A 16,929-nucleotide genomic window follows, 5' to 3' on the forward strand; every position below is an offset into this window, starting at 1 on the left:
ATTGGTTTCATACAAATAATTCTTTTGGTTTTCTGCCAAAGCTTTTCTCAATTCTTTATAAAAACCATAGCTTAATGTATTAGCAACTTTATTTGAAGAAATCAAGTCGAAACTGCTTTCTATAAACGGAATATAATTTTCTACGAATGAAGCACTTGCCGTATTATCAATCGCAATTAGGTTTTCTAAATGATGCTGATTGGCGTAAGCAATAATATCCTGAATGGTGTAAGCAAGACCTTCTTTTTCAATGTCAGTTTTCCAGCTTGAAGTTACGCCATTTTTATTTAAAAGTAATTTTTTAGAATTGGCAATTGCAAAAACATTCAATCGAACATCTTTTTCTTTTTCAATAGCTGATGCTGATTCTAAAATCTGATTGATTAAAGTTCCGCCAACTAAACCATGACCTATAATCGCGATATTGATTTTTTTAGAAACTCCAAAAATCTCTCCGTGAATTACGTTTAACGCTTTATGCAGCTCCGTTTTTTTAACCACCAAACTCACGTTTTTACCCGTAACGGTGTTGTTAAACAATATCGGAACAATTTTATTTTTGATTAATGCCGTGTAAGGTTTATGGAAAGTGCTCAAATCCTGACCAATAATTGAAATTACAGATACATTATCTGTTACTGTAATCTGGTTTACATCTTTAGAATAAAAATCGTTTTCAAACTCTTTTTCTAGTTCAACCATTGCGGTTGTCGCTTTATCAGTTGCCACTACAAGACCAATTCCTCTTTCTGAAGAACCTTGCGAAATGATACTTACGCTGATGTTGTGATCGCCCATTACTTTAAAAATTCGGGCATCAACGCCGGCTTTTCCAAGTAATCCGCGACCTTCAAGATTTACAAGAGAAACATTCTCTAATACTGAAAGTGTTTTGATTCCTTCTTTTGCAGAATCTGAAGTAATTAAAGTTCCGCGATTTTCGTGATTGAAAGTATTTAAAATACGAAGTGGAATGTTTTTTTCTAATAATGGAATAATCGTTTTTGCGTGCAGAATTGTTGCTCCAAAATTGGCTAATTCGTTTGCTTCGTTAAACGAAAGGAATTCGATTTTTTTAGCATCTGCAACCAAATCAGGATTTGCTGTGTAAATTCCGTCAACGTGCGTAAAGTTTTGTAATTCTTCGGCATTCAAATAATTAGCAATTAACGAAGCGGTGTAATTACTGCCGTTTCTTCCTAAAGTTGTCGTATCGTTATTGTTGTTTGAACCAATAAAACCGGTTACAATGTTTACAGTTGAACCGTTATGTTCTTTAAAATAATTGACAACATTTTTCTTCGAAAGCTGTTCTAAAGGCTGTGCATCACCAAATTTAGAATCGGTTTTTAGCAATTCTCTTGCATCAACAAAATTAGCCGGAATTCCTCTTTCTTTTAAAATCGAAGTCAATAATTTAGCCGAAAGCAATTCGCCTTTAGACAAAATCTGATCTTTAATTTTATTGCTATAATCGCCAATTAAGCTTACACCTTCAAAAAGTTTTTCTAAAATGGTAAACTCTTCAGATAAATCAACTTGTGGATAATCTGAAATTTGATAGATTTTAAAGTTTTCGAATAATGGTTTATAATTTCCGTTTTTGGCAGCAATTTTTAAAATATATTCTAATTCATCTGTAGCATTTCCGCGGGCAGAAACTACAACGGCAATTTGTTCGCCCTGATTTACTTTATCTGAAATAATTGAGACAACTTTGTTAAGTCCTTCTCCGTTTGATAATGATTTACCTCCAAATTTTAATACTTTCATTTTATTTTGCTATTGTTTCTGCCTTAAAAATATCGGCAAGTAAATGATCTAATTGTTTGTACTCGATTAAAAAAGCGTCATGTCCGTGAACAGAATCAATTTCGTTATAAAAAACATTGTCTTTGAACTTTTTTAATTCCTGATAAGTTTCTCTGTTTTCTTTTGCCGTAAAAAATAAGTCAGAATTAATTCCGATAATGTGAATTGTGGCATTTGTTTTTGATATTAAGGTTTCGAAACTCTCACTATTTCGAGTTATATCTATGGTTTTAAGCAATTGGTTCATTAGTTTATAAGAAGCCAATTGATATCTTTTTTGCAATTTGTCTCCGTGGTGTGCCAGCCAGCTTTCTATATTAAAAACAGAAAGATTTGGGTTTGTCGTACGTTGAAATTTTTCTTTAAATGATTCCGGAGATCTGTAACACAACATGGCATGAATTCTGGCATCTTCAATTGGTCGTGATGAATTGTTCAGGATTTGTTCCTGTAAAAAGCAATTGGCAATCATCCAGTCTGTCGATTTCCAATCTGTTGCAATTGGAATCAGGTTTTGAGTAATGTTTGGTTTTAATGCCAGCATTTCCCAGGCAATTCCACCGCCAACAGAACCGCCAATTATAGTATGAACCTGAGTTATATTTAAGGCATCAAGTCCTTCAAGAAAAATTCTGGCAATATCTCTGGTTGTAAAATCCTGGTAATTTTCTATAATGAAAGAATCAGTTCCGTTACCGGGAACGTTGAAGGCAAGGACTGTATATTTTTCCGTATCGATTGTTTTTCCTTCGCCAATTAAGTCATTCCACCAGCCATTTTCGCCTGTAACCTGAGCATTTCCGGTTAAAGCATGATTAACCAAAACAATAGGCGCGCTATGCAATGGCAAACCAAAAACGGTAAAACTTAAAGGTAAAGAACGGTAAAGTGCACCATTTTCGGTGGTGAAATTTTGTATGCTAATAGGGTTTGGTATATTTTCCAATTTCAAATCTGTTGTATTATTGATTTGTATCTGGAAATATTAGAAAGAAAAAACTAGTATTAAACTAGAAAAATTCTTGTTGTTATCTTTCCACGTTTGGCGTGGTAGAATGCAGCACCTTCTTCGCTTTACCGAAGGGTTGCTAAGGATTCATCGGGTCTAATCCCTCGTCCTTTCTTTATAACATTTCAATACGTTTTTGAACTTAAAGGTGCAAATTAACTACTAATTTCTTAAACAAACAAATTTTATCGAAACTGATTGCTCAATTTCTTAAACATAATTCAAACTAAAACTATTGTACGCAAAAATTTACCGAACAATTTGCCCAGTAAAATTAAGCAGGTTTTCCCTTATTCTATGATGCTTTTCGATTTAGATAAAAAGCGTTTCATTTTCTTTTGAGTACATCAAAAACAATAAAGAGTTTGGCTCTTTTTTCTCTTCTTTTTTATCTGTTTCAGTTATTCCGAACCTTGGATGGATCAATTCGTTCTTTGGCGGCGGCGGATTGTTTCTTTTAGTTCTGTTTTTCAATGTTGAAAATGTTTTTGCGATGTAGTTTAATGTACTCATGATATTAAGTTTTAGTTTGTTGTGTATTATTATGTTTACTATTCGTTTATTATTGTGTTAAGAAGCCAAATGAAATAAAAAAACCCTTTTGGATCGGGATACCAAAAGGGTTTAAGTTTTTCAAACTCATATATTCTTTTAGTATCAACAGACGCGTACGCAAATAAATGCGACAGAGAACATCTTGTTCATCTGTAGGGATTTATTCATCTGTGATTTATTTATTATTTTAAATTCTTGCATTTTCTTATAAAATTAAAAAGCCTCCAAAAAAATTATCGGGAGGCTTTTGCATATGTTTTTATTGTTTTCTTACAATTTAAGCAAAAGACTTCCCAACGGTTTTAACCGAAATGGCGCAAAACATTTTATAGACATTTAAGTTCATTGATTCAGTAGCTTTTGGGTTTAACAAATATGGCAATATTATTTTAATTACGCAAATAAAAAACAATAAATTAATACGAAAATCCGACAAAAAATCACTTTTTTTTGATAAAAAACATCTTACAAAACTTTTGTTACACAAAACAGAAGTAAAAACTTACAAATAATTGATTTACACCTTAATATTTCCACAAATCAGTTTATCAAAGAACATTTCAAAGCATTTTTTAATCTGGTTTTAAAGCCAAACTGCTTCCTTATTTTTAATTTTTTCGGCAACTTTTAAGATGTCAGTTATAATTCCTCTTGAAATTGCCTGTTTACAAGCCGAAGCACTCTGAATTACGATTGGAACATCGGCATATGATTGTGTGTAGATTTCAAAAATAGTATCAGAACCTTTTAATTGTCCAATTGCCGATGCTGCAGATTCTGAAACCAATTTCACTTCCAATGTATTTTTCTCTACATCAAATTCGCCAACGTATCTTAAAACATGATTATCGGCCTGGGTGATTTTTGAAATTTTAAAATATCGGTCAATCGCTTCTTTATCAAGAATTCCGTTTTTCTCTAGATGTTCTTCTTTAATAATAGAATTGATTTTAATATCCGACAGTTCAAAATCCTTTCCAATTTCCCTGGTCAGAATGAGCAGTTTTTTTGCCGTATCATTTCCGGATAAATCTTCTTTAAAAGTAGAACGCATCAATCCTAACAAACTGGCATCTTTTAAAACAGAAGAAAAAGTGGTTTCTTCATTCGAAAATCGATTAAAAACATAACTCAGATTATCAGAGAAAACACCCCGAATCCTGGTTATTTTTTCTCCCGAATAATACAAATCTCTCAAAGTCTGTAAAACCGGAAATCCGGTATCAACCGATGTTTCATACAAAAACTCTTTGTCGTACTTTTTAAGATTTTCCCGTATTTCTTTATAAAGATCAAGCGGAAGCGTATTTGCCTTTTTATTTACCGCGACAATATTAAATCCATTTTGAATCAATGTATTATAATGACTTATCAATTCATCGCTCGCCGTGGCATCAACAGCAATCAAATTTTCAAATTCGTTTTCTTTTGCAAATTCTATGATATCTTCTACTTTAAACGGAACAGCCAATTGCACAAAATTGGTTTCCCAGGCATATCCAACGCCTTCTTTCTCGAAAAAAGCAACGGTAGAATTGGTGATTATCGGAAAATGAAAATCGATGTTTTTACTTTGCAGAAAAAATTCCTGACTTTCTATTATCTGATTGATCAAAGTGCTTCCGATATTTCCAATTCCGAAAAGGATAATATTTATTTTAAGCTTTGACATAATTTTTTATTTTAATTTATTAAACCATATAAGTTATATAAGTTCATATAATTTAGACGCACTGCTGTGCGTCTCTACTTATATGGTTCAAAACTTTTATACTGAATGCTTTTCTCATAAAAAATCACCTTTAGCAAAAACTCACTCGCTAAAGGCAATTTTTCAAACAAAAAACAAAAAAACCTAATTTTTATTGATGCTGTATTGCGATTGTGTAACACTTGCAAATACAGTTTCCAAGTCTGCGATTAAATCTTCAATATCTTCGATTCCAACGGAAAGTCTGATCAAATCTTTTGAAACTCCCGTTTCCAGTTGTTCATCATCTGTTAGCTGTTGATGTGTTGTACTTGCCGGATGAATAATTAATGATTTTGTATCACCAATATTGGCCAGCAATGAGAATAATTTTGTTTGATCTACTACTTTTTTAGCCGCTTCAAAACCTCCTTTTAATCCAAAAGTGATAATTCCGCTCTGTCCTTCCGGAAGATATTGTTTGGCTAAATCATAATATTTATTGTTTTTCAGACCCGGATAATTTACCCAAACCACCTCATCTTGTTTCTCTAACCATTCGGCAAGAGCTAAAGCATTTTCGCTGTGTTTTTTAATTCGAATTGGCAATGTTTCTAATCCCTGAATAATCTGGAAAGCATTAAACGGACTCAAAGCAGATCCGAAATCACGTAATCCTTCAATTCTTGCCTTTGCAATAAAAGCAGCATTCCCTAAAGCTTCGTGATACACTAATCCATGATATCCGGCAGAAGGTTCTGTAAATTCAGGGAATTTTCCGTTAGACCAGTCAAAAGTTCCGGCATCGATAATCGCACCGCCTAATGAAGTTCCGTTTCCGGCAATATATTTAGTTAAAGAGTGAATTACGATATTCGCTCCGTGTTCAATTGGTTTTAACAAATAAGAAGTCGCGACAGTATTATCTACAATAAACGGCACTTTAAATTTTTTGGCTTCCGCCGAAATTGCCTTCAGATCTAATACGTCTAATTTTGGATTTCCTAAAGATTCTACAAAGAATGCTCTGGTGTTTTCTTTTGCGGCTTTTGTGAAATTTTCTGCTTTTGCAGGATCCACAAATGTGGTTGTAATTCCTAAACGAGGCAAAGTCACTTTTAATAAATTATAAGTTCCGCCGTATAAACTATTCGAAGCCACAATATGATCTCCGGCTTTTAGCAAAGTCAGGAAAGTTGTCGCAATTGCCGATGCTCCGGATGCTGTAACTACGGCTGCAATTCCGCCCTCAAGCGCTGCTAAACGTTGTTCCAGAACATCATTTGTTGGATTATTCAATCTGGTGTAAATAAATCCGGCTTCGGCAAGGCCAAATAAATTGGCAGCGTGATCAGCATTATTAAATACGTATGACGATGTTTGGTAAATTGGCACTGCTCTTGTGCTTCCGTTTTTAGTTACGTCGTGTCCTGCATGTAGTGCGTTTGTTGCGAATTTTTGTGTGCTCATGATTTCTTAGTTTTTAAATATTGTTAAATAGATTTTATATTGTAATTGAATTTTATTTTTGAAATAGATATTGAAATAGATTTAAACAAAGTCTTCCTCTTCTTCAAGATCATACATTTGAAACAGTAATGATTTTTGACTTTTCATATACTGTTCCGGATTATACTGTAAAACTTTATTGGTTTCTTCAGCATTATTGTTTTTTTGAGAATCTGTTCTTAATAAGTATTGAAATGCGATTGTATTGATATCTAGTGTGTTCATGATTTTTAATTTTAATTGTTGGAAATAAAAAAGCCCTTTCGGATGGCTTACCAAAAGGGCTTATAGTTGAAACTATAACAAAGATTTTATCTTTCACTTTCGGCAATAGCAGGTCTGGATGCACATCGACATCTTACAACACATCATCATTTTATTTACTACTGAATTCATTTTATTTTTTTGTTTTCACCATATAAGTGATATAAGTTCATTTTAGTTTTATTTTGAAACTCCACTTATATTTCCTTACATCACTTATATGTTTTAATTAAATTTTGATCAAAAAAAAACCTCTGCGATTTGCAGAGGTCTTATTGTTATTTTTAGATTTAGATACTAAACAATAGTGCACTCTGCGGAAGTTTCCGGCATCATGCAACACATATTTTTAATAACTAAATTCATTTTTGTTCTTGTTTTGTTTGGCAAATGTGAGAACTTTTTTTCAATCCACCAAACAAAAATTGATTTATTTTCCATTACCCTATCAAATTAGTATGATATGTTAAATTTCTGCTTATAAAAAGAAAAAAGTTCAACTTTAATTTGCAAATCAAAATGGTTTTGTACTTTTGCACCCGAATACAGAGGAAAAATTTGAACTGATTGCAACCTCTTCATAATGAAACGGTTCGTTATGAATACTGAAAGATTGATTTCAGTAGTAAAAAATGCTAAAGCAGGAATTCTCCTTTAGCCTTTTTCAGCAATTATTTTCCTCGCTTAATTTTAATTTAATAATTATTATGGCTTATTTATTTACGTCAGAATCTGTTAGTGAAGGGCATCCAGACAAAGTTGCAGATCAAATTTCGGATGCATTAATTGATAACTTCTTAGCATTTGATCCTGACTCAAAAGTAGCATGTGAGACTTTAGTTACAACTGGTCAGGTAATTTTGGCCGGAGAAGTAAAATCGAATACTTATCTTGATGTGCAGCAAATCGCTCGTGAAGTAATCCGTAAAATTGGATATACAAAAAGCGAGTACATGTTTGAGGCAAATTCTTGTGGAATTCTATCAGCAATTCATGAACAATCTGCTGATATTAATCAAGGTGTAGACAGAGCTAAGCCAGAAGAACAAGGTGCAGGAGATCAGGGAATGATGTTTGGTTACGCAACTAACGAAACTGAAAACTACATGCCTCTGGCTCTTGATTTATCTCATAAATTATTACAGGAGTTAGCTATTTTAAGACGCGAAAATAATGAAATCACTTATTTACGTCCGGATGCTAAATCTCAGGTAACTTTAGAATACAGCGATGATAACAAACCAACTCGTATTGATGCGATTGTAATCTCAACTCAACACGATGATTTTGATGAAGAAGCTACAATGCTTGCTAAAATCAAAAAAGATATTATCGAAATTTTGATTCCTAGAATTATCGCTAAAAATCCAGCTCACGCTCATTTATTTAATGATAAAATCAACTACCATATTAACCCAACAGGAAAATTCGTAATTGGTGGACCTCACGGAGATACTGGTTTAACAGGAAGAAAAATCATTGTTGATACATACGGTGGAAAAGGAGCTCACGGTGGTGGTGCTTTCTCTGGAAAGGATCCAAGTAAAGTAGACAGAAGTGCTGCTTATGCTACACGTCATATCGCTAAAAACTTAGTGGCTGCAGGTGTTGCTGACGAAATTCTTGTACAGGTTTCTTACGCAATTGGTGTTGCACAGCCAATGGGTATTTTTATCGAAACTTACGGAACTTCTAAAGTAAATTTAACTAACGGTGAAATTGCTAAAAAAGTAGAAGAGTTATTCGATATGCGTCCTTACTTTATTGAACAACGTTTAAAATTAAGAAACCCTATTTATAGCGAAACTGCTGCTTACGGACATATGGGACGTAAACCAGAGGTTGTTACTAAAACTTTTGCTGCTCCGGGCGGGCATTCAAAAACTGTAACTGTTGAGTTGTTTACTTGGGAAAAACTTGATTTTGTAGACAAAGTAAAAGCTGCATTCGGACTTTAATTTTTAATTCAAACGGTTATTAATTCTTAGACTTCACAGTCCATTTCTTTTTAATCTTACTTATATTACCCCCGATTTCTATTCGTTTAGAGATCGGGGTTTTTATTTGGTTATTAGTTTGCATTTGCTTTTCTTTAGTGTGAAATTAACCATCCCAAAAATGAGCAAACTTCCTTCGTTACAAAACGTATTAAATGCAATACAAAAAACAGTTCTTAGATTCCCTTTAGAAACCATTACAGCAATTCTGGGAACTATTTTTGCCATCATACTAAATGAGTTTGATTACAGCAATCCCAAAAAACATTTTTTCGAAAAAGCTTTATTGAGTTCTTCTCTATGTTTGGTTCTGTTTCTTTCTGTGAGTTTGTTTTTTCTTAGTTCGAACAAAAAGAACATTTTACGTTTTATCACAAGTCTAATTCTTGGATCGCTGGTTGTCGCTTTTGTTTTTAGTTTTAGAGACCGAATGATAGATACAGAATTTCAGCAGTTTTTTGTTCTTAATATTGCGCTGCATCTTTTGGTTTCCTTTGCTGGTTTTTTACCAAAAAAGTACAATCAGGAAGAGTTTTGGGAATTCAATAAACAGCTTTTTCTCAGGATTTTAACTTCTGGGTTATATAGCTTTGTACTTTATTGCGGTTTGGCTTTGGCTATTTTAGCTGTCGAAAAACTATTTAAATTTGATTTTTACGATAATATTTACCTTTATATCTTTTTCGTTATTGGCGGAATCTTCAATACCATTTTCTTTTTAAACGGAGTTCCTGAAATTGATAATGATGAGGTTCCGCTTCAGTTAAATTATCCAAAAGGACTTAAAAACTTCACTCAATATGTTTTATTGCCTTTAATAAGTCTTTACCTTGTAATTTTAATTTGTTACGAAGCCAAAATTCTTATTACGCTTTCGTTGCCGGTTGGTTGGGTTTCTTACCTTGTTTTGGCTTTTGCCATTACCGGAATTCTTTCCTTTTTACTCGTTCACCCAATTGCAAATGAAAGCAGAAATCTCTGGATGCGCACGTATAATCGCTGGTTTTATTTCTTATTAATTCCACTATTGGCACTATTATTTTGGGCTATTTTATACCGAATTAATCTTTACGGTTTTACACACGAACGTTATTATGTTTTATTACTGTCGGTTTGGCTGGCAGTTGTTGTGGCTTATTTTTTAATTCAAAAACATCCTAAAATAAAATTCATCCCTATAAGTATGTGCATTGCCGGTTTGTTTTCGATTGCTGGCCCGCAAAGTGCCAGTTCTGTTTCAAAATACAGTCAGTTATCCCGCTTTGAAAGTTATCTGCAAAAGGATAAAAAAACAAAACTAACTTTTGAAGAAGAACAGGAATTGAGCAGCATTGTTTATTTTTTGGAGAGAAATTATGGTTTTGAAGTTATGTTGCCGTACGCTGACAAAAAATTAGACGCACTTTATAAAAAAGATAAAGATCCGGATTCACATCAAATTATGGAAAGTTTAGGTTTTGAATATCGATCTGAATATGATCGAAAAGACGATTTAAACGATTCTTTTAGTTATTATTTTTATGAAAGAAATGATAATGCCGTTGAAAATATTCATGGCTATGATTTTAGTTTTACAATCCATAGCAGCATCTCTTTTGATTGTAAAGATTGTATCACTATCGACAACACACCTTATTCAATACTATCACAACAAAAAAAATACGATCGTAATTTACAGATCAATGAGGATATAATTCCATTAAAAATAAATGATTTTGTTAATTCAAATTCAGCCTTTAAGAGTAGAAATAATTACGATAATTCAGCCGTAAAAATTAATCAAAAGATAGAAAACTCAAAATACAACATTTTGCTAACGTATATTAGCGCAAATGGTAAGATCGAAAACAACAAAAAGATCTTAGAAAACTACCAAATAAAAGTAATGATTGGTATTAAAAAATAAAAAAAGAACCCGACAAAAACAAAATCTTGTCGGGTTCTTTTTTATACGAATTTTAAAATCCTAATAGGTTCCGTCTTCCATTTTAGTTAATGTTTCGCGAATTTCAACGGCAGTTTGTTCGTCAATTTCATCAGTTAAAAACTTAACTGCCAACTTTTGAGTTGCGATTGCTTTCTCTTTTTGACCGTCTTTATAATACAACTGCCCTAATGTATCTAAATAATACGGGTTATTTTTAGTTACAATTAAACTATACTCTGACCAACTTACAGCATCTTTTATGAAACTATTATTTGCAGGTTTTAATACTGTTGCCCAGGCAGCATTATTCGCAAGATTGGAATGATAATCTTTAAACGAATTCCATCCGTTATAAGAATAATCAGAATCAGTGTCTAATGTCGCAAACATACTGTCTAATCTCTCAATAGCATTCCCTTTTTCGGTTGATAAATTCGAATCAAAATAAGATTTAAATTCTTTTAAGAAAGCAATATCATCCACACTGTTTTGACTATCTGAATTCAAATATTCAAAGTAATTTTTATAACAATCAAAATTTCCTTTACCGCTTACAATCAACTTTTTGTAGATCGCAATTATTTTATTCTGATTTGCTTTTCCTGCAACACCTTCTTGCACTACATAACTATTTTGTTGCAAAGCCGATGAAATTTCAAAACTTAAACTTCCTTTTAGTAATGCTAAGGCAGTTCCATTTTCATCTTCTATGTTCATTTTTTCAATGGCATCGTAGTGCTTTAACAAATAATCGATTGCTAAGAAATCGGTATCATTAAAAACACGCTCTTCATTAAAAAATTGTTTAAAAAAGCCAACGTTTTTTATTTCTCTCAAAATCGTTTCTGCCAACTCTCTGTTTGGTTTTGTATCTTTTTGGTGTGATTCAATTAATTTTTTCCAGATTTGGGTCACTTCTTTTTTATCCAGAGTAACTTTTGCAATGTTAAAATCAACCGGATTTACCTCTACTGTAACAGAATCTGTCGTTTCATATTCATACGGTATATCAAGTATTGAAGCTTTATAAAAAGCCGAAATAACATCCGTATCTGTTGCTTTTTTATTCTTTGCCACTTTAGCAAAAGCAAAAAATGCATTGGCTCTTTGCAGTTTTTTGGCAAACTCATCATAATAACTTAACTCTGATTTTTTATCTAATAAATTCGATTTTGCGGTTGCCAAAACATCACCATCACCATTTAATATTACAATAGCAGGACTATCAGAAATTTTAGCGGTTTTAAGCCATTTTTTATCATCGGCTGTAGCCAAATAATAATTAAAAACATCATATTGCGCATTGTAAGCATCATACATATAATACCCAACCTGTTCTTCAAGATCTTTTAATACTGCATCAAAATCAGTTTTTGCTGCAGGGTTTTTACTATCATTATAAACTATTAAAAATTTAGTTTTAGCAGCTTTAGTAGCAGCAATAGCGCTTTTTAAATTGTTTTCGACTTTAAATTTAAAATCATATTTAGAAGCATAATCTACTGTTGCAGCACTATCTACAGCAACTCCAAAATCATCGCTAACTAAAGGTTCTTTTCCTGGATATGTCCATTTTAAAACACTTTTATTTTCAATTGGCGTAACATTTGATGCTACATCAGGCTGTGCATCTTTTGAATTTATAAATGTCAGAGGATTTTTTCCTGCATGTTCTGCAATCTGCAATTCATTTGTTTTTTTATCATAAAAACCGGCCAGATTTAAATCATTTACTTCATTAAGTTCATATTTAATCGTAATTTCTGAAACGTCTTTTGGTAAAGCAAATTTTGAAATCGTACTCTTTGCCTCATATTCTTCGAATACTAAATATAAATAATCGGTACGATCAATTTCAAACTCTACGTCGATATTGGTCCATTCGGGATCCAGCTTGGTTTTAATATCTGAAAGTCTTTCATATTGAACAGCTTCAGACCCTTTTTGTGTTCCTACATAAAATGAATAAAAAGAAGGATCTATAAACTTAATTTTAATTTTTTGGGATTTATTATCATTCTTATAAGTAAGGTTAAAAGGATTTTCGACCTTTTTACTTTGAATAAATATTAAAGAATCGCCTTTAATCTTGTAGTCTCCAGAGTAAAAAACCAATTCGTATTTATTATTGTCTAATAAGTTTAATTTGATTTTCTGACCCTTATTTGTAGAAATATAAGTTCCTTTTTCTATTGTTTTTGTTTGAGAGAAAGAGGCAAACACTACACAAAAAAACAATAAGAAACTCCATATATAATTGCGCATAATATAAATTTTGGCTTGTTAATATTAAACGTAAAGATATTTGATTATTATCGAAATCAATTGCCTTAAATCCAAAAATAGATACTTAATAGATACTATAGATTATATTTCATCGAAAAAATAATATAGCGCGGCTGCACGGTATATTGAGAAACCCTTGTAGAAAACTGCGAAAAACTGTCATCATTTAAATAGGTTGTGTTTAGCAAGTTTGTAGCCGATATTTTATACTCCCATTTGCTGTCTTTTTTTGATAAATTAAACTGGCACTCAGAAAATCATACTCGTTATTGACTGTTTTATTTCCGTTATAATAATGGTAAAATTCATATTCTGAAACAAACGAAAAACTATTCAGAAAATAATAATCTAATCTCGCAAAAGGTTTGTCTGTATAATAGGTCGAACCACTGTATTTATTGATTAACGCATTGTATCCAAACTCGATATTGGGCAAGTTTTTATAATTTGTTGAAGCTTTTACAGTATAACTCTGTACAAAACTTTCTGTTGTAGCCAATTGATTGTTCTGAATATTATTAAACTTCGACCAATTGAAACTTGCATTTACAGAAGCTTTATAATTCTTCAAGAATGATCGACCGTAATTTCCCATTCCCGAAAAAGTTTCATCTGCCAAATTTGAATTATAAGGAACAGATGACTGATTAATTCCTGTAAATTCTGCTGCTGTTTTTATCGCATCGACTTTTTTAGTATAGGTTGCATTCGCAAAAATATTTTCAAAATTGAACATATTATATTTAAAATATCGCAACGTATGTACCTGCGAAGTAGCATTTTCCAGAAAACGATTTCCTCTAAACAAACTACTGTAATCAGATAAAACATAACCCGCCGCCAATTGATTAACATCTGTAAAATCGTTTGACAAAGAGAAATTATAAGTTAGCGTTTCTGCTTTTTTAATTTGATAAAGAGCAAAAAAATCCGGTAATACTTTTGTAAAATTCTGAGAGTAATCTGTTCCTAACTGCGTGTTTTTCATTGCATACGAATGCACACTAAATCCGGGCGTTAATGTAAATTTCCCTGTCAATATTTTATAATGAAATCCTAAAAACACGTCATCAAAATTATAATTTACCTGATTGTTATTTTCCGAAGTATTCAGGTCATTTTTGTCACCATTATCCAAAATCTGAAACATATGAGAATTAAAATTTTGATGTGAATAGGTATTCCCAAATGTAATATTGATGTTGCTTTTTGGCGTTACCATATAATAGTAATCCAGTTTTGCATCGATTTTATTGGTTTTTACAAAACGATCCTGATTCAAATCATTTCTGTCTTGTCCGGAAACATAGCCTGCCAAATCAAAAGGCTGTGTTCTTAAATTGGCATTATAAAACGGATTTTCATCCTGATATAAATGCTGCATTTCAAAAGCAAAAATATTTTTGGTGCTTTGCGTATAATACAAACTCAAATTTTGATTTACCGATGTTGGATCCTGCTTTTTATTCGTTAAAATAGTTTCGGTATCCGAAATATTATCAACAACAGATTCCCGCAACAAATTGGTGTCTTCATCTTGTTTTGATAATTTTGTTAAGATGTCATAATCAAATTGAAATTTATCATTTGGTTTATATGTTGAACTCAGTTTAAAAAGACCCAAATTGTTTTTTTGATGGGTTAATTCATCTCGTTTTTGCTGATCGCCAGAATCTATAATGGTAGTTTGGGACTTGGTTTCCAAATCTGTTTTTGAAGTTGAAAGAATTCCGAAACCGCTAATATTCCATGATTTTGTAACGGAATAAGCAAAATTTGTCGCTCCAAATTTCGTTTCAATTTCCTTGGCGCGATTGTTTCTCAAAAGCGAAATACCAATATCATTCGAAGAAATATTAAAATTACTTCCGCCCTTTTTCATCATATTTTTAAAACCTCCCGTAAACTTAAAATAATCCTGTGCCGTAAGCGGCAGTTCTCCAATATTATTGAAATTGGTGATTAAATTTATACTGTATTTCGGACTATAATAAAATAGTTTCGGGTTAATAATATATCGGCTATCGAGTTCTCCAACTCCAATTCCTGCGGTAACATCACCAAACCAAAAGTTCTTTTTGCCTTCTTTCAGTTTAATATTCATCGCCACATTATCCTGATCGTTTTCTAAACCTTTTAAGGCGCTGACTTCGTTATAATTTCGCAAAACCTGAATTTTATCAATGGCATCGGCAGGAATATTTTTAACACCGAGTTTGGTATCTCCGTCAAAAAAATCTTTGCCTTCAACCATCAATTTGCTAACTTTTTTTCCTTCAACTTCAATCTCTCCATCAGCATTTACCTCAACTCCGGGAAGCTTTTTCAGTACATCTTCCAGTTTTTTTTCTGTTCCCGATTTAAAAGAATCTGCATTATAAACAATGGTATCGCCTTTTATGGAAACGGGCATTTCACGCACAATTTCTACGCCTTCCAATTCAATTCCGGCGCCATCCATGACAATGTTCTGTACTATATTTTCAGTCTTTGTCGAAATAGTAATTTCTTTCGATTTCATTCCGAGATAACTGATTTTCACGATATAAGATGCGTTAGGTTTCAGAGTAAGCTGAAATCTTCCTTTATCATTTGTAATTCCGTACGAATCCATAGCTTTTGTAGCCGAATTTACAGCCATAATATTGGCCATTTCTAACGGATTTTTCTGCTCGTCCTGAATGAATCCATCATAACGAACACTTTGAGAAAAGGAAACAGAAGTCAATAAAAAGGCTACGAAACAAAGTATTTTGTTCATTTTAATAATTTTGGAATTTGAACCCGAGCGATAGCGAACAGACAAAGCAATTTGAAATTTGGTCCCGAGGCTTCGGGATGGAAATTTAAAAGTTATAAATTTTATCTTCCCATCATTGGAGGTGGTCCACCTGCACGACCACGATTCATTTCCCTAAATTCTTCCATCTTTTTAATTACGGTTTCATCGTAATCTTTTTGCGAAATTACTTTTCCTTTTTTAGATGGTTTTATTTCTGCTTTTTCTTTGGCATTCAAAACAATTTTCGAACATAAAATCGTTGTTCTTCCGTCGTTTATTTCTAAAATCAAACCTGGTAAACCCCAATAGTTTTCCGGCCCCTGATTCACCGGAATTTCCGGCGTATACCAAGCTGTTACGATAATTTCTTTTGGCATTTCAAAATTATCTTCAAAGTTGGTTTTTGTTTCTCCCGAAGTTTTTTTGGCTTCGTCTTTCTTTTCTTCGGGTTTTTTATCTTCGTTGTTTTTAGGTCTGAAATTTCTAAAATCAGTTTTACTGGCTTCTTTTACAGCCGTAGCTTTGTAACAATTGTAACCGCCAATTTGCTTGGTTTCCTGTTCTAATTTCCAATTCAATTTTGGCAAGGAATCAACAACGAGAAATTCTTTTCCCATAAATTCCTTATCAACTGTATATGATTTCGTTTTTACATCTTTATAAAAAGTTCCGCCGCCGCCCATAAACGAATTCATCATTACTCGCATTCCGCCGCCTTGTTGTCCGGGCGCGTCCAGTTTTTCTTCTTCTTTATATATAGAAGCCGATTTATCAAAATTCAGAATAAACGTTTTCTCCAGCATTTTTTTCATTCGCTCCTCCATGTTCTTTTGCATTTCTGGCGTAATATCCCGATTACCGCCCCGCATACCTTCAAATTTTGGCGCCTGCGTTTTTGACTCATAAACAGCCATTCCTTGAAAATCTTTTTGAGCCTGCATTTGAGTAAATACAAGGATCAAAGACATATATATAATTACTTTTTTCATTTCGTTTTGTTTAAAATTGAGTAAATCCGATAAAACTTACATTCAAATGTATTATTTATTTTAAAATACTGAAAGTTAAATATATCAATTGCTGTAAGGTATAGACAAA

At 32.5% G+C, this 16,929-nt stretch carries 10 protein-coding genes, 1 pseudogene and 1 riboswitch; of the genes and pseudogenes, 2 read left to right on the forward strand and 9 right to left on the reverse strand.

Annotation, left to right across the window (positions count from 1 at the left end; translation table 11 throughout):
- The 6 genes from ACZZZT_RS00005 to ACZZZT_RS00030 all read right to left on the reverse strand — a co-directional run.
- Positions 1–1,773: aspartate kinase (locus tag ACZZZT_RS00005; RefSeq protein ID WP_463459029.1), on the reverse strand; the 1,773-nt coding region annotated here is incomplete at its 3' end.
- Between the two features lies 1 nt (position 1,774).
- Positions 1,775–2,758: an alpha/beta fold hydrolase gene (locus ACZZZT_RS00010; RefSeq protein WP_463459030.1), complete on the reverse strand. Its 984-nt coding sequence runs from the start codon at positions 2,756–2,758 to the stop codon at positions 1,775–1,777.
- Positions 2,759–2,837: 79 nt separating this feature from the next.
- Positions 2,838–2,945: riboswitch (SAM riboswitch) on the reverse strand.
- Positions 2,946–3,133: 188 nt separating this feature from the next.
- On the reverse strand, positions 3,134–3,334 hold the full coding sequence (locus tag ACZZZT_RS00015; RefSeq protein WP_042566154.1) for a hypothetical protein: 201 nt from the start codon (positions 3,332–3,334) through the stop codon (positions 3,134–3,136).
- Between the two features lie 625 nt (positions 3,335–3,959).
- Positions 3,960–5,048, reverse strand: a complete 1,089-nt coding sequence (locus ACZZZT_RS00020; RefSeq protein WP_463459031.1) for a homoserine dehydrogenase family protein — start codon at positions 5,046–5,048, stop codon at positions 3,960–3,962.
- Between the two features lie 183 nt (positions 5,049–5,231).
- Entirely contained in the window at positions 5,232–6,536 is a 1,305-nt protein-coding gene (locus ACZZZT_RS00025; protein ID WP_463459032.1) for an O-acetylhomoserine aminocarboxypropyltransferase/cysteine synthase family protein, read from the reverse strand.
- A gap of 81 nt (positions 6,537–6,617) precedes the next feature.
- Entirely contained in the window at positions 6,618–6,800 is a 183-nt protein-coding gene (locus ACZZZT_RS00030; protein WP_073394899.1) for a hypothetical protein, read from the reverse strand.
- A 746-nt stretch (positions 6,801–7,546) separates the two neighbouring features.
- On the opposite strand from ACZZZT_RS00030, the gene metK reads away from it, so the two are divergent.
- Both metK and ACZZZT_RS00040 read left to right on the forward strand, forming a co-directional pair.
- Complete coding sequence (gene metK, locus ACZZZT_RS00035; RefSeq protein WP_073394898.1) at positions 7,547–8,797, forward strand: methionine adenosyltransferase; 1,251 nt, start codon at positions 7,547–7,549, stop codon at positions 8,795–8,797.
- 160 nt (positions 8,798–8,957) lie between these two features.
- The gene (locus tag ACZZZT_RS00040) at positions 8,958–10,742 is read left to right on the forward strand and encodes a DUF4153 domain-containing protein (protein ID WP_463459033.1); all 1,785 of its coding nucleotides are present in this window, start codon (positions 8,958–8,960) and stop codon (positions 10,740–10,742) included.
- 60 nt (positions 10,743–10,802) lie between these two features.
- Here the strand turns inward: ACZZZT_RS00040 and ACZZZT_RS00045 are convergent, their stop codons facing one another.
- The 3 genes and pseudogenes from ACZZZT_RS00045 to ACZZZT_RS00055 form a co-directional block, all read right to left on the reverse strand.
- Positions 10,803–13,028 (reverse strand): hypothetical protein, encoded by a 2,226-nt coding sequence (locus tag ACZZZT_RS00045; RefSeq protein WP_463459034.1) that lies wholly within the window; start codon positions 13,026–13,028, stop codon positions 10,803–10,805.
- Positions 13,029–13,123: 95 nt separating this feature from the next.
- Positions 13,124–15,810, reverse strand: a pseudogene (locus ACZZZT_RS00050) (carboxypeptidase-like regulatory domain-containing protein).
- Positions 15,811–15,911: 101 nt separating this feature from the next.
- A complete protein-coding gene (locus tag ACZZZT_RS00055) occupies positions 15,912–16,820 on the reverse strand; it encodes a GLPGLI family protein (RefSeq protein WP_463459035.1) in 909 nt (302 codons plus the stop codon).
- Positions 16,821–16,929: the final 109 nt, after the last annotated feature.

The organism is Flavobacterium sp. AC274 (genome assembly GCF_979258275.1).